Source organism: Paraburkholderia sp. GAS42, assembly GCF_050436565.1.
In the GTDB taxonomy this organism is placed as follows: domain Bacteria; phylum Pseudomonadota; class Gammaproteobacteria; order Burkholderiales; family Burkholderiaceae; genus Paraburkholderia.
In genome coordinates this window covers 46,403-59,540 of record NZ_JBNDML010000003.1, presented here as the reverse complement: position 1 = coordinate 59,540, position 13,138 = coordinate 46,403, and the positions used below count along the sequence as shown (strand labels likewise).

At 63.7% G+C, this 13,138-nt stretch carries 12 protein-coding genes; 11 read left to right on the top strand and 1 reads right to left on the bottom strand.

The window, feature by feature from the left end; genetic code table 11:
- The first annotated feature begins 8 nt into the window (after window positions 1-8).
- The 10 genes from P3T16_RS05275 (at window position 9) to P3T16_RS05230 (ending at window position 9,577) form a co-directional block, all read left to right on the top strand.
- The gene (locus tag P3T16_RS05275) at window positions 9-1,373 is read left to right on the top strand and encodes a formylmethanofuran dehydrogenase (protein ID WP_429341452.1); all 1,365 of its coding nucleotides are present in this window, start codon (window positions 9-11) and stop codon (window positions 1,371-1,373) included.
- The gene (locus tag P3T16_RS05270) at window positions 1,370-3,079 is read left to right on the top strand and encodes a formylmethanofuran dehydrogenase subunit A (RefSeq protein WP_429341451.1); all 1,710 of its coding nucleotides are present in this window, start codon (window positions 1,370-1,372) and stop codon (window positions 3,077-3,079) included. Before P3T16_RS05275 ends, P3T16_RS05270 begins: the two co-directional genes overlap by 4 nt.
- Window positions 3,076-4,044 carry a formylmethanofuran--tetrahydromethanopterin N-formyltransferase gene (gene fhcD, locus P3T16_RS05265; RefSeq protein WP_429341450.1) on the top strand — a complete coding sequence of 323 codons (969 nt, stop codon included), beginning with the start codon at window positions 3,076-3,078 and terminating at the stop codon, window positions 4,042-4,044. The genes P3T16_RS05270 and fhcD overlap by 4 nt, the downstream gene beginning before the upstream one ends.
- Window positions 4,041-4,868 carry a formylmethanofuran dehydrogenase subunit C gene (locus P3T16_RS05260; protein WP_429341449.1) on the top strand — a complete coding sequence of 276 codons (828 nt, stop codon included), beginning with the start codon at window positions 4,041-4,043 and terminating at the stop codon, window positions 4,866-4,868. The genes fhcD and P3T16_RS05260 overlap by 4 nt, the downstream gene beginning before the upstream one ends.
- A gap of 133 nt (window positions 4,869-5,001) precedes the next feature.
- On the top strand, window positions 5,002-5,568 hold the full coding sequence (locus tag P3T16_RS05255; RefSeq protein ID WP_429341448.1) for a cytochrome b: 567 nt from the start codon (window positions 5,002-5,004) through the stop codon (window positions 5,566-5,568).
- A gap of 49 nt (window positions 5,569-5,617) precedes the next feature.
- Entirely contained in the window at window positions 5,618-6,538 is a 921-nt protein-coding gene (pqqB, locus tag P3T16_RS05250) for a pyrroloquinoline quinone biosynthesis protein PqqB (protein ID WP_429341447.1), read from the top strand.
- A gap of 45 nt (window positions 6,539-6,583) precedes the next feature.
- Window positions 6,584-7,321, top strand: a complete 738-nt coding sequence (gene pqqC, locus P3T16_RS05245; RefSeq protein WP_429258806.1) for a pyrroloquinoline-quinone synthase PqqC — start codon at window positions 6,584-6,586, stop codon at window positions 7,319-7,321.
- A 26-nt stretch (window positions 7,322-7,347) separates the two neighbouring features.
- Complete coding sequence (pqqD, locus tag P3T16_RS05240) at window positions 7,348-7,617, top strand: pyrroloquinoline quinone biosynthesis peptide chaperone PqqD (protein WP_429341717.1); 270 nt, start codon at window positions 7,348-7,350, stop codon at window positions 7,615-7,617.
- Window positions 7,618-7,622: 5 nt separating this feature from the next.
- Window positions 7,623-8,879 carry a pyrroloquinoline quinone biosynthesis protein PqqE gene (gene pqqE, locus P3T16_RS05235; RefSeq protein ID WP_429341446.1) on the top strand — a complete coding sequence of 419 codons (1,257 nt, stop codon included), beginning with the start codon at window positions 7,623-7,625 and terminating at the stop codon, window positions 8,877-8,879.
- Window positions 8,876-9,577 carry a response regulator gene (locus P3T16_RS05230; protein ID WP_429341445.1) on the top strand — a complete coding sequence of 234 codons (702 nt, stop codon included), beginning with the start codon at window positions 8,876-8,878 and terminating at the stop codon, window positions 9,575-9,577. Before pqqE ends, P3T16_RS05230 begins: the two co-directional genes overlap by 4 nt.
- Here P3T16_RS05230 and P3T16_RS05225 read toward each other — a convergent pair.
- A complete protein-coding gene (locus P3T16_RS05225; protein WP_429341444.1) occupies window positions 9,508-10,533 on the bottom strand; it encodes a histidine kinase in 1,026 nt (341 codons plus the stop codon). The genes P3T16_RS05230 and P3T16_RS05225 overlap by 70 nt on opposite strands.
- Window positions 10,534-10,766: 233 nt before the next feature.
- Between P3T16_RS05225 and P3T16_RS05220 the strand changes: the two genes are divergently transcribed.
- Window positions 10,767-13,094, top strand: coding sequence for a TonB-dependent receptor (locus P3T16_RS05220; protein WP_429341443.1), 2,328 nt, complete (start codon window positions 10,767-10,769; stop codon window positions 13,092-13,094).
- Window positions 13,095-13,138 lie beyond the last annotated feature (44 nt).

The following is a 13,138-nucleotide window of genomic DNA, read 5'->3' as shown; positions in this document are numbered from 1 at the left end:
ACGCCACCATGCACCGTTCGTCCACCCATCCGTCGAGTGCCGGCCAGACGGGCGCGTCCGCGTCCGTCACGTCCGACTGGACCTGCCCTTTCTGCCCGCTGCTCTGCGATGACATCACGGCAGGCGTGAACAGCGACGGCAGCCTGAGCGCGCCCGCCACCCATTGTCCCCGGCTTGCCGGGGCGCTCACGCTGTACGGCGCAGCCGACGCGAGCTGCAAGGCGTCGATCGATGGACAGGAAACCGACCTCGACACTGCGCTCGCGCGTGCCGTCGATATTCTGTCGGGTGCGCGCAGGCCGCTGTTCGGCGGCATGGCCACCGATATCGCGGGCGCACGGGCGCTATATGCACTCGCTGCCGGGTGCGGCGCGATCGTCGATCATCTGCATGGCGACGCACTCGTGGCGTCGACGCTTGCGCTGCAGGATCGCGGCGCGTTCTTTACGACACTCTCCGAAGTACGGGCACGCGCTGATCTGGTTGTGGTGTTCGCGTGCCAGCCGTCCGCCCGATATCCGCGCTTTTACGAGCGCGCGTTCGGCGCGACGGACAGCGACGTCCCGGCACGCACGCTGAAATTCGTCGCCTGTGAAATCGATCCAGCGGTGAACACGGGCGATCATGTCAGCGCATCCGTCCTCGGCAATGCGGATCTGTTCGACCTGCTCGCGCTATGGTCAGCATTGCTGGAGGGCCGCAGCGTCGAAGCGCTACACGACGGCAGCGGCACCGCGCGCGAACTGGCGACGCTCAACGAAGCCATTCACGCCGCGCGTTACACCGTGTTCGTGTATGAACCCGGCGCGTTGCCCGGGCCGCATGCTGCGTTGCTCATCGAAGCGCTGAACCGCATCATCAAGGCCGTTAACCGGACCTCGCGCGCCGGCGGCCTGCCGCTCGGCGGCGACGATGGCGCGCTGAGCGTCAATCAGACGATCACGTGGCTATCGGGCTTCCCCTTGCGCATACGCGTCGGGATGCCGGGACGTCTCGCGGAACAGCCGTCGCTCGAATACGACCCCACGCGCTTTCGCACCGGGTCGCTGCTCGCAGATCGGGAGATCGACGCGTTGCTGTGGATATCGAGCTTTTCACCGCAGCCGCTGCCGGACACGCTCGATCCCGATGTACCCGCCATCGTGCTGGGCCATCCAGCAACGGCCGCAACAGTCGGCAGCGCCCGTCGCGGACCGACGGTCTTTGTTCCTGTGGCGACGCCAGGCATCGACAGCGGCGGCCACCTGTTCCGCACCGACAGCACCGTCGTCGTGCCGCTCTTCGCCGCCCGCGACGCCGGTCTGCCGACAGTCGCCACGATCGCCGCGCGTCTTGCGGAAGGCCTGAACGACGTCAAGCGGAGCGCGCCATGAGCCTCACGCGGCTAACCGGCGGCATCGTCTACGATCCGGCGAACGGCGTCGACGGCGAACGACGCGACCTCTATATCCGCGACGGCCGCATCGTCGCGCAACCCACTTCCGGCGCGACGGTCGATCACGATTACGACGCCACCGGCATGATCGTGATGGCGGGCGGCATCGATCTGCACTCACACATCGGCGGCGGCAAAACGAACCTGTCGCGACTGCTGCTGCCGGAAGATCATCGCAACGACCCGATCCGCGATGCCGGTTACGAATCGGCAACGGACACCGAGGGCCGCTATCTGCGCATGCCGTCGTGCGGCGTTTGCGCACCAGGCACGCTCGCGACGGGCTATCGATACGCTGAAATGGGCTACACCGCAGCGTTCGAGCCGGCGATGATGCCTTCGAATGCGCGTCACACGCATCTGGAAATGGGCGACACGCCGATCATCGATCACGGTGCCTACGTGATGCTCGGCAACGATGAACTGCTGCTGCAAATGCTCGCCGCGCGCGATGATTTCGAGCGTCTGCGCGATTACGTCGGCTGGACCTTGCACGCGAGCAAGGCGCTCGGCGTGAAAGTGGTGAATCCGGGCGGCATCTCGGCGTTCAAGTTCAACCAGCGCTCGCTCGATGTCGACGAAGCGCACGTGCACTATGGCATCACGCCGCGCGACGTGCTGCGCACCCTGTCGCGCGCGTTGACCGAACTGCGCGTGCCGCATCCGCTGCATGTGCATGCGAGCAATCTCGGCGTGCCGGGCAATATCGCTTCCACGATCGCCACGATGGACGCCGCCGACGGCCTGCCCATCCACCTGACGCACATCCAGTTCCACAGCTATGGCATCGAAGGCCCGCGCAGGTTTTCCTCCGGCGCACGTGCCATCGCAGAAGCCGTGAACGCGCGCCCCAACGTATCGATCGACGTGGGTCAGATCATTTTCGGGCAGACCGTCACCGCTTCCGGCGACACGATGATGCAGTTCAAAAACGCGCCGCTCGCTTCACCGCGCAAGTGGATCGTCGGCGATATCGAATGCGATGCGGGCTGCGGCATCGTGCCGTTCCGCTATCGCGAGCAGAGTTATGTGAATGCACTGCAATGGATCATCGGGCTGGAGATCTTTCTCCTGATCGACGACCCGTGGCGCGTTTCGATGACCACCGACCATCCGAACGGCGGCCCGTTCACGAGCTACCCTCATCTGATCCGGCTTCTGATGGATAAAGGCTTTCGCGACGAACAGATCGCAAAGCTGCATCCTGAGGCGCAGGTGGCGAGTTCACTGCCCGAGCTCACACGCGAACTGTCGCTCTACGAAATCGCGATCATCACGCGGGCCGGTCCGGCGCGTCTGCTGGGCCTGAAGGATCGCGGCCATCTGGGCGAAGGCGCGGCGGCGGATATCGCCGTCTATCGCGACGCGGCGGATCGCGAGCGGATGTTTTCGTCGCCCGCCTATGTGTTCAAGGACGGCCAGATTGTCGCGCGCGACGGCACGTTAGTGGCTACACCGACAGGCGGCATTCACTACGTGTCGCCCGAATTCGATCGCGGCATCGAAAAGACGCTGCGCGCGTATAGCGACGCGAACCTCGTCGGCAATTTCGCGCACGCCGCGATCAGCGACGACGAAATCTGCGCGTGCTGTCGCGGTGGCCGCCTGCTGCCTGTCGAATGCCTGACGGCGGTGAACCCATGACGACCGCTTCGACCTCAACGCCCATGGAGATCAACGGCACCCTGATCGACGACACCTTCGCGGAAGCGTTCCCGATGAAGGCGACGCGGCTGGTCATCACCGCGCACACTGCGGTCTGGGCGAAGTACGCAGCACAATCGCTGACCGGATTCGCAACTTCAGTGATCGGATGCGGCTGCGAGGCCGCCATCGAGCGTGAACTGACCGGCGGCGAAACGCCGGACGGACGGCCCGGTATCGCGGTGCTGCTGTTCGCGGTGTCGTCGAAGGAACTGGCAAAACAGATTGAACGGCGCGTCGGCCAGTGTGTGCTGACGTGCCCGACTACCGCGATCTATAGCGGCATCGACCCCGCTACGAGCCGCGCGCCGCTCTCGGACGCCGCTGCGCTCGGCAAGAATCTGCGTTTCTTCGGCGACGGCTGGCAGATTTCGAAGATGATCGGCAACACGCGCTACTGGCGCGTGCCGGTGATGGATGGCGAGTTCGTCTGCGAGGAAACGACGGTGACGGTGAAGGCGGTCGGCGGCGGCAATCTGCTGCTGCTCGGCACTGACATCGACACCGCGCTCGCCGCCGCCGAAGCCGCCGCCGCCGCGATGCGGGCGCTGCCGAACGTGATCATGCCGTTTCCAGGTGGCGTGGTGCGCTCCGGCTCGAAGATCGGCTCGAAATACGCGGGCGCAACGGCATCGACCAACGACGCGTTCTGCCCCACCCTCACCGGCCTCGCGAAAAAAAGCGAGCTGACGGCGGAAGTGGGTTGCGTGATGGAGATCGTGATCGACGGCCTGACCGACAGCGACGTCGGCGCGGCGATGGCGGCCGGCATCGCAGCCGCCACCGCGCGCGGCCGCGCTGCCGGCGTGCTGCGGATTTCGGCGGGCAACTACGGCGGCAAGCTCGGCCCCTATCACTTTCATCTGCGCGAACTGGCGACGGCCGCCGGGCGGAGCCCCGCATGAGCGCGACCACGACCACGCTGCGCGTAAAGCACGCGCCGGGTTTTCGGGTCGATGCCGCGCGCCTGCTGCCCGTGGCGCTCGCCGCGTTGCCGGTCGCGGAAGTTGCCCGCATCCGGTTGCCCGCCGGCAACGAAACCTGCGTGGTCGGCGATCTGTTCGACCTCGCGCGCGCGGACAGCGAACACGTCGCGCTGGAAATCGAAGGCGACGCGTGCTGGCTCGACCATGTCGGCGCGCATCTCGCGGAAGGCGCCCTGACCTTGCACGGTTCGTGCGGCGATTACACCGGGTTCCGGATGAACGGCGGCCTAGTGCGTATCGAAGGCGATGCGGGCCGCTTTACCGGCTGCGAGATGAGCGGCGGGCGCCTGACGGTAACGGGCCACAGCGGCGACTTCGCTGCGGGCGCGCTGCCGGGCGACATGGAAGGCATGACGGGCGGCACGCTGACGATCCATGGTAATGCGGGCGCGCGCCTTGCCGACCGCATGCGGCGCGGCCTCGTGCTGGTCGGCGGCGATGCGGGCGAATGCGCGGCGTCGCGGATGGTGGCGGGTACCGTGGGCATTGCAGGGCACACGGGCGCGCACTGCGGTTATGGGATGCGGCGCGGGACCCTGCTGCTGATGCAAACGCCCGCGCAGCTGCCGCCGACGTTCACCGAGGGCGGACGCGGCTTCGATGTTTTCTGGTCACTGCTGGTGCGTTCGTTCGCGCAGGAGATCGCGCCGTTTTCGACGGCGTTGCGCAGCGCAGCATTACCGCGGCGCTATGCGGGCGATCTGGCGGTGGATGGCAGGGGCGAACTGTTGATCGTCCGGTAGCGTCGACGACGATCAGGTGGAACGGCCGGGCCCTGGGTAAAACCCGATAGCACCCGACGCGCGACAGGAACAAACAGAAAGTGGGCGACGCGTTCGTCAAGGCGACGTCCAAGAAGAACAAATGGAGGCAGGCATGAACACTGCGCATTCGCCAGGTGCAACACGGAATCTCCGTGCACACGGGCCGCGCTTTGCGCCGTCGCTGATCGCGCTGCACTGGCTGATCGGCCTCATCATCATCGCGATGCTGGGCGTCGGTCTGTATATGGTCGGCCTGCCGAAAGGTCTGCCTTTCAAGGCGACGCTGATCAACTTCCACAAGTCGCTGGGGATGACAGTTTTCCTGCTGGTGCTGATCCGCATGGGGGTGCGCAGGGCCGTCGGACGACCGGCCCTGCCGCCGATGCGAGCGTGGCAACGCGCCGCCGCGCGCATTACGCAGGTTCTTTTATACGTGGGGATGATCGTGATGCCGCTAAGCGGTTATCTCGGCTCATCGTTCAATTCATACGGCACGCGTTTCTGGGGCATCCTGCTACCGGAGTGGGGCTGGGACGATAAAGGCCTGCGCAGCTTCTTCTTCGGCATTCATGGAATCTGCGCATGGACCATGATCGCGCTGATTGCACTGCATATCGCAGGTGTGCTCAAGCATCAGCTGATCGACCGCGATGGATTGATTGCGAGGATGCTGCCATGAGGGCTCGTTATATGCGTTCAGGTGCATTGCCGCAGCATGGAGGCGCCCGATGAAAATCCGCGTACTGGGTTCGTCGGCGGGCGGCGGCTTTCCGCAATGGAACTGCAACTGCCGCAATTGCGACGGCGTGCGTCGTGGCACGTTGAAGGCGACGCCACGCACGCAGTCGTCGATCATCGTCAGCGCGAATGGCGAGGACTGGCTGCTCGTCAACGCGTCGCCGGATATCCTCGCGCAGATTGCCGCGCATCGTGAACTGCAACCGGCGCGCCGCGCACGCGACAGCGGCATCGCCGCGGTGCTGACGATGGACGCGCAGATCGATCACGTCACCGGCCTCCTGATGCTGCGCGAGCGCGATACGCCGTTGCCGCTCTATACGACCGATGTCGTCTGGCAGGACCTGAGCACGGGTTTCCCGGTGACGTCGATCCTGTCGCATTACTGCGGCGTCGAGCGACACAGCGTGCCTTTCGAAGGCGACGGGTTCTCGATTCCGGCGCTGCCCGGTGTACGCATCGAAGCGCTCGCGCTGTCGAGCAAGGCACCGCCGTATTCGCCGCATCGCGAGGCGCCGCAGCCTGGCGACAACATCGGTCTCTCCTTCGTCGATTTGCAAACGGGCAAGCGCGCGTTCTATGCGCCGGGCCTCGGCGCGATCGAGCCGCATGTGCTGGCGGCGATGCGTAGCGCCGATCTGCTGCTGATCGATGGCACCTGCTGGACCAATGACGAAATGATCCAGCTCGGTCTTTCGAAGAAAACCGCTGCGGACATGGGGCATCTCGCGCAGAGCGGCGCGGGCGGCATGATCGACGTGCTCGATTCGATCGTTACCCCCAACGTGCGCAAGGTGCTGATCCACATCAACAACACGAATCCGATTCTTGTCGAGGATGGACCCGAGCGTCGCGTGCTGGCCGAACACGGCATCGAAGTCGCCTTCGATGGCATGGCATTCGAACTCTGACGCATGACACGTGAACCGATTGATGGAGACCTGCCCGTGAATACAGTGCCCTTCCCTTCCAGCAGAAACGTTGACGCCACGCACGACGCCAACGCGAAACCCGCCTGGTCGCGCGAGGAATTCGAAGCGCAGCTGCGCGCGAAAGGCGCGGGTTATCACATCCATCATCCGTTCAACGTGAAGATGAACGGTGGCGGCTGTTCGCATGAACAGATTCGCGGCTGGGTCGCGAACCGCTTCTACTACCAGATCAACATTCCGCTAAAAGACGCCGCGATCATGTCGAACTGCCCGGATCGCGAAACGCGTCGGCGGTGGGTGCTGCGCATTCTCGATCACGACGGCTATGGCGAAGACGAAGGCGGTATCGAAACCTGGGCACGTCTCGGCGACGCAGTCGGCCTCACGCGCGACGAACTCTGGTCGCTCGAACACGTCACACCTGGCGTGCGTTTTGCGGTGGACGCATACGTGAATTTCGCGCGACGCGCGCCGTGGCAGGAAGCGGTGTGTTCGTCGCTGACTGAAATCTTTGCGCCGCAGATTCATCGCGACCGGCTCGCGACGTGGCCTGAACACTATCCGTGGATCGAGCCCGCTGGCCTCACGTATTTCCGCTCGCGCATCTCGCTCGCGCAGCGCGACGTGGAGCACGGTCTTGCGGTCACGCTCGATTACTTCAAGACGCGCGAACAGCAGGAACGTGCGCTGGAGATTCTGCAATTCAAGCTCGACATCCTGTGGAGCATGCTGGATGCCATCGAAAAGGCCTTCCCGACATGAACGACAACGCCTCCTCAGCGAACGACATGCAGGCCACGGGTAACGCGTGGCATCCGCGGCTGAAAAAACTGTTTCGCCTGCAATGGGAGCCGGCACAGGATGCGCACGTGCTGCTTTACCCCGAGGGCATGGTGAAACTCAACCCGAGCGCCGCACAGATCCTGCTGCGTTGCGACGGCACGCGTGATCTGCCGACGCTCGTCGCCGACCTTGAGCAGGCGTTCAACGCAACCGGCCTCGCACCCGAAGTGCAGACCTTCGTCGACCACGCGCAGACGCGTGGCTGGCTGGAATAGACAGCATGACCGACCTTTCCCGTCCCGACACGATCGCGCAGACCGCAACACTATCCGAAGCGGGCGCACCTGCGGTCTCGCCGCCGCTGTGGCTGCTGGCGGAGCTGACCTATCGCTGTCCGCTGCACTGCGTGTTCTGCTACAACCCGACGAACTACACGGATCACCACAACGAACTCGACACCGCGCAGTGGATCGATGTGCTGCGTCAGGCCCGTGCGCTCGGCGCAGCGCAGCTCGGGTTTTCCGGTGGTGAGCCGTTATTGCGCGACGACCTCGAAGTGCTGGTCGGCGAAGCGCGGCAACTCGGCTTCTATACGAATCTGATCACGTCGGGCGTCGGTCTGACCGACGCGCGCCTCGATGCATTGAAGGCGGCGGGACTCGATCACATCCAGCTGTCGTTTCAGGACTCGACCCAGGAACTCAATGACTTCCTCAGCAGCACGCGCACGTTCGATCTGAAGAAGCGTGTGGCCGCATCGATCAAGTCGCACGGCTTTCCAATGGTGCTCAACTGCGTGCTGCATCGATTCAATCTACCCCACGTCGATAAAATCATCGACATGGCGCTCGCGATGGGCGCCGAATACCTGGAACTCGCGAACACGCAGTACTACGGCTGGGCGCATACGAACCGCGCGCAATTGATGCCCACCGCGGAGCAGTTGCAGGAAGCCGAAGCGGTCGTGAACCGCTATCGAAAAGAAATCGGCGACCGCTGCACGATTTACTTTGTTGTGCCCGACTACTTCGAGACGCGCCCGAAGCGCTGCATGAATGGCTGGGGCTCGGTATTTCTCGGCATCGCGCCGGATGGTGTGGCACTGCCCTGTCATGCCGCGCGCTCGCTGCCGGGTCTCACGTTTCCAGCTGTCACCGAAATGCCGTTGCGCGAGATCTGGTACGACAGCGACGCCTTCAACCGCTTTCGCGGTTTTGGCTGGATGAAGGAGCCTTGCCGCAGTTGTGATGAAAAAGAGCGCGACCTGGGCGGTTGCCGATGTCAGGCATATCTGCTGACGGGCGACCCGGCGAACGCCGATCCCGTCTGCGACAAGTCGCCGGAGCACGAGCGTGTCGTGCGGATCGTGCGTGCTGCGGCAAGGCGCGCGCCGGACGATCGCACGAACGAACAGCCCGTGCTGTTCCGCAACGACGCCAATTCACGGCAGCTCGCGGGACAACCCGCAGGACAACCCGCTTTGGCAGGCGATGGCCCCCCACCGGACCGCCCGATCCGTCGAGGAGAGCGCATATGACGACCGCCCCCATCTCCGTCCTGCTGGTGGACGATCACGCTGTGGTCCGCGAAGGTTATCGCCGGCTGCTCGAACTCAGTCCCGATGTGCAGGTTGCGGGCGAGGCCGGCGACGCCGCGCAGGCCTATCAGCGCTTCTGCGCGTTGCAGCCGGATGTCGTCGTGATGGACCTTGCGCTGCCCGGCGCCAGTGGCATCGAGGCGATGCGGCGCATGCTCGCACGCGAACCCGATGCGCACGTGCTGATCTTCAGCGTGCATGAGGAGACGCTTTTCGTGCGTCGCGCGCTCGATGCCGGCGCACGCGGTTATGTGACGAAGGCGAGCGCGCCGGATGTGCTCGTGGAAGCGGTAAGGTCGGTGGCTAAACGCGTGTGTTATCTGAGCGCCGATGTTTCGCAGGCGCTTGCGTTGCGTACGACGTTCCAGGAAGGGCCGCCCGGACGGCAGCTATCCGCCCGCGAATTCGAGGTGCTGCGGCTGCTCGTACAGGGCTACACGCTGCCGAGCATCGCCGAACGGCTGGGCTTGAGCCAGAAGACGGTTGCCAATCACCAGTCGGTGATCCGGCAAAAATTCGGCGCGGACAATGGCGTGCAGCTCGCGCAGATGGCGAACCGCCTCGGCCTTCACTTTTCTGAATTCGCCGCTGCGCCCGCAGGAACGCCTGGCCCATTCGGCTCAACGCGGCTCGCCTGAGCGGGCACACGCGCGCAAAACAGAAAGCCGCCTGCTGGCTGGCTCGCGATGTGAAACTCGCCGCCGAGCGCCTCGACGCGCTCGCGCATGCCGATCAGGCCCAGGCCCTTGCGCGGAATCGACAGATCGACGCCCGGACCGTCGTCGGCCATCGTCACGACAATCTCGCCGGCCTCGCCCACCGTGCGCACCAGATAGATCTCCACCCGTGCATTGCGCGCGAACTTCGAGACGTTGGTCAGCCCCTCCTGCACCAGACGGTAGAGCGTGATGTTCTGCGCGTCGGTGAGTGCGGAGAAATCCCCTTCTACCGTCAATGTGAACGACGCGCCCGGCAGCCGTTCGCGCCAGCCCTCGACGCAATGTTCCAGTGCACCCGGCAGGCCGAATTCATCGAGTCCAATGGGACGCAGCTTGCGGATCATGCCGCCGATCTCGCGATACACGTGATGCGCGCTTTGCATCAGCGTCAGCGACACCCGGTGGATCTCCGGTTCGCGCTTCGCCGACAGATCGCGGATACGGGCCGCGTCGAGTGAAATCGCGTTCAGGTACTGCCCGAGTTCGTCGTGCAGTTCGCGTGCAAGATGACGCCGCTCGTTTTCCTGCGTATCGATGCCCTGACTCGCAAGCCGGCGGTTATCGGCGAGGAGCCGTTCGGCTTCTTCTTCCAGCGCCCGGCCTCGAATCAACTCGCGTTGCGATTCGCGGTAGCGCCGCCACGCGAACCACGCGAGGCCGCTCGCCAGCACGAATAATGTGGGCGGCAGTTCGTCCAGCTGGAAGCGTTCAGCACTGCGCGTCCAGCGATAGAACAGTTCGCCGAAATCGAAGATCGCGCAAAGCGCCGCCGCGACAGCAGTGATCAGCGCGACGCACGCCAGATCGCGCCGCACCGTCGAGTGAGGCGAAGCGCCGTTGCGTGCAGCGGAGGGAGGGAGGGGATCGGGTGACATCACAAACCTATTCTACTCATCGAACCCGCATGCAACTGCATGCGCGCGCAACGGAAATGGCATTTGGGAACGCTTCCCAGCACGATCGGGAGAACTTCCCGGGGCATTCGCGATCGCCCTGTGCGACGCTATCTGTACGGTTCCGAGCCTGTGTCTCGCGCTAGCGCCCGAGCCGCATGAAACACGAAACACGATACCGGCAACGATAGCGAATGCACCGGCAGGAGACAACGATGACGAGCATGCCGCACAAGCCATACCGGGCGCATCGGTTCAAACCCCGTGCTGCGCTGCGTCTGTGCTTTGGCGGCGCCCTCGCAAGCGTCACGGTCGCAGCCTGGGCGCAGGAGGCCACGCCCTCCGCTCCTGCTTCATCCGCCACCGAAGCGGCCGTGAAAGAACTGCCGCCGATTATCGTGATCGGCACCACACCGCTCGTGGGTGTCGGCACGCCGCTCGAACGCGTACCGGCAAATGTGCAGACCGTGCGCGGACGCGACATCGAAAAGCAGCATCCCGTCACCCTCGCCGGTTACTTCGCGGCGAACCTGCCGGGCGTCAACATCACCGATGCGCAGGGCAACCCGTCGCAGGCCGATATCAGCTATCGCGGGTTCACCGCCTCGCCGCTGCTCGGCACGCCACAGGGGTTATCGGTGTTTCTCGACGGCGTGCGCATCAACGAACCCTTCGGCGACGTGGTCAACTGGGATCTGATTCCGCAGGCCGCCATCAACACGATCCAGCTGATTCCCGGCTCGAACCCGAGCTTCGGGTTGAACACGCTGGGCGGCGCCATCGCGATTACGACGAAGAACGGCAACACGAACCCTGGCGGCAACGCAGAAGTCAGCTTCGGCTCATTTGGCCGCAAGATCGCGCAGATCGAACAGGGTGGCGCGATTGGCTCCAACCTCGACTACTACTTCACGGCTAACGTCACGAACGATAACGGCTGGGCCGATCACAATTCGAGCCAGTTGCGCCAGGCGTTCGGCAAACTGCGCTATCACGACTCTGACAATACGATTTCGCTCTCAATGGGCGGCGCCGACAATACGCTGAACGGCTCGCAGACCCTTCCTAAATCGTTCCTCTTTAACCGCAGCCAGGCGTACACGTATCCGGATACGAACAAAAACAGCGTCGGGTACCTGACGCTTTCCGGCGAGCATTACTTCACACCGAACGTCGAACTCACGGGCAACCTGTACTACCGGCACTATCGCAACACGAACACCAGCAGCAACGTCAACAACGACTTCGGCAGTGTCGACGATCAGGGCAACGTCGATACGATTCAGGCGACCAACGACCAGTCGGTGATCATCACCGACAGCTACGGCGGCAGCCTGCAACTTACACTGCTGAACCGGCTGGCCGGTATGGACAACCAGCTCGTGCTCGGTGCCGCCGCAGACTTTGCGAACTCGCATTTCACACAGCAATCGCAGAATGCGTTTTTCACTGACTCACGCGCGACGATCGGCATCGGCGGTTTTCAGCCGCAGACGGATGCGAAGACGCGCAACCAGACTTTCGGCGTCTACTTCGAGAACACGCTGACGTTTACCGAGCAGTGGTCGATGACGCTGGCCGGGCGCTATAACTGGTCGAAAGCCGTGATCGGCGACGAGAGTGGCATCCAGCCGCTGCTCGACGGCAGCCACACGTTTTCGCGCTTCAACCCGGCTGTCGGCATCAACTGGAATCCGACCTCGTACTTCACCGCGTACGCGACGTATAACGAAGGCATGCGTTCACCGACGGCGATCGAACTCGCCTGCGCCGATCCCGCCGCGCCCTGCTCGCTGCCGAACGACTTCGTCGCGGACCCCGACCTCAAACCTGTGGTCTCGAAGACATTCGAAATCGGCGCACGGGGCCACATCGGCAGCGCGACGACATGGAGCGCCGCGATCTACAGCACGACGCTTAACGACGACATCCAGTTCGTCAGCAGCAACGGCGCGGCAAGCACGCTCGGCTTTTTCCAGAACGTCGGCAAGACGCGCAGGCAAGGGCTTGAACTGGCGGGACGCACGCAATACGGCCCGGTCGGGTTCACGGCGAGCTATAGCTATGTCGATGCGACCTATCGTTCGACGTGGACGGAAAACAGCGCGAGCAACTCCAGCGCGGATGCCAACGGCAACATCACGGTCAAATCGGGCGACAAAATTCCAGGCATTCCGGCGAACACCGTCAAGCTGCGGATCGACTATTCGCCGTTCGCGAAGTGGAACATCGGCACCAACCTGTCGTATCGCGGCAGCATCTTCGCCCGCGGCGACGAAAACAATCAGGACGTGAACGGCAAGATTCCCGGCTATTTCCTGATCGACCTCGATACGACGTACAACGTCACGAAGCAGTTGCAGATATTCGGCAGCATCAAGAACCTGCTTGACAAGAAGTACTCGACGTTCGGCATCGTCGGCGAGAATTTCTTCAACGGGCCGAATCATACGTTCGACGGGGCGAATCCGGTCAACGAGCAGTTTCTCGGACTCGGCGCGCCGCGCGGCTTCTGGGTCGGGATGCGGTATGCGTGGAAGTAGTTGAACGAATGCTAAAGGCCGCGACGGTTGTCGCGTCCTTTAGC

Excerpts from the sequence above, each read along its gene's own strand:
- pqqE (WP_429341446.1), top strand. The coding sequence starts at position 7,623 with ATGACCGACCTTTCCCGTCCCGACACGATCGCGCAGACCGCAACACTA.
- pqqB (WP_429341447.1), top strand. The coding sequence starts at position 5,618 with ATGAAAATCCGCGTACTGGGTTCGTCGGCGGGCGGCGGCTTTCCGCAA.
- fhcD (WP_429341450.1), top strand. The coding sequence starts at position 3,076 with ATGACGACCGCTTCGACCTCAACGCCCATGGAGATCAACGGCACCCTG.
- P3T16_RS05260 (WP_429341449.1), top strand. The coding sequence starts at position 4,041 with ATGAGCGCGACCACGACCACGCTGCGCGTAAAGCACGCGCCGGGTTTT.
- P3T16_RS05220 (WP_429341443.1), top strand. The coding sequence starts at position 10,767 with ATGACGAGCATGCCGCACAAGCCATACCGGGCGCATCGGTTCAAACCC.
- P3T16_RS05255 (WP_429341448.1), top strand. The coding sequence starts at position 5,002 with ATGAACACTGCGCATTCGCCAGGTGCAACACGGAATCTCCGTGCACAC.
- P3T16_RS05275 (WP_429341452.1), top strand. The coding sequence starts at position 9 with ATGCACCGTTCGTCCACCCATCCGTCGAGTGCCGGCCAGACGGGCGCG.
- P3T16_RS05230 (WP_429341445.1), top strand. The coding sequence starts at position 8,876 with ATGACGACCGCCCCCATCTCCGTCCTGCTGGTGGACGATCACGCTGTG.
- P3T16_RS05270 (WP_429341451.1), top strand. The coding sequence starts at position 1,370 with ATGAGCCTCACGCGGCTAACCGGCGGCATCGTCTACGATCCGGCGAAC.
- P3T16_RS05225 (WP_429341444.1), bottom strand. The coding sequence starts at position 10,533 with ATGTCACCCGATCCCCTCCCTCCCTCCGCTGCACGCAACGGCGCTTCG.
- pqqD (WP_429341717.1), top strand. The coding sequence starts at position 7,348 with ATGCAGGCCACGGGTAACGCGTGGCATCCGCGGCTGAAAAAACTGTTT.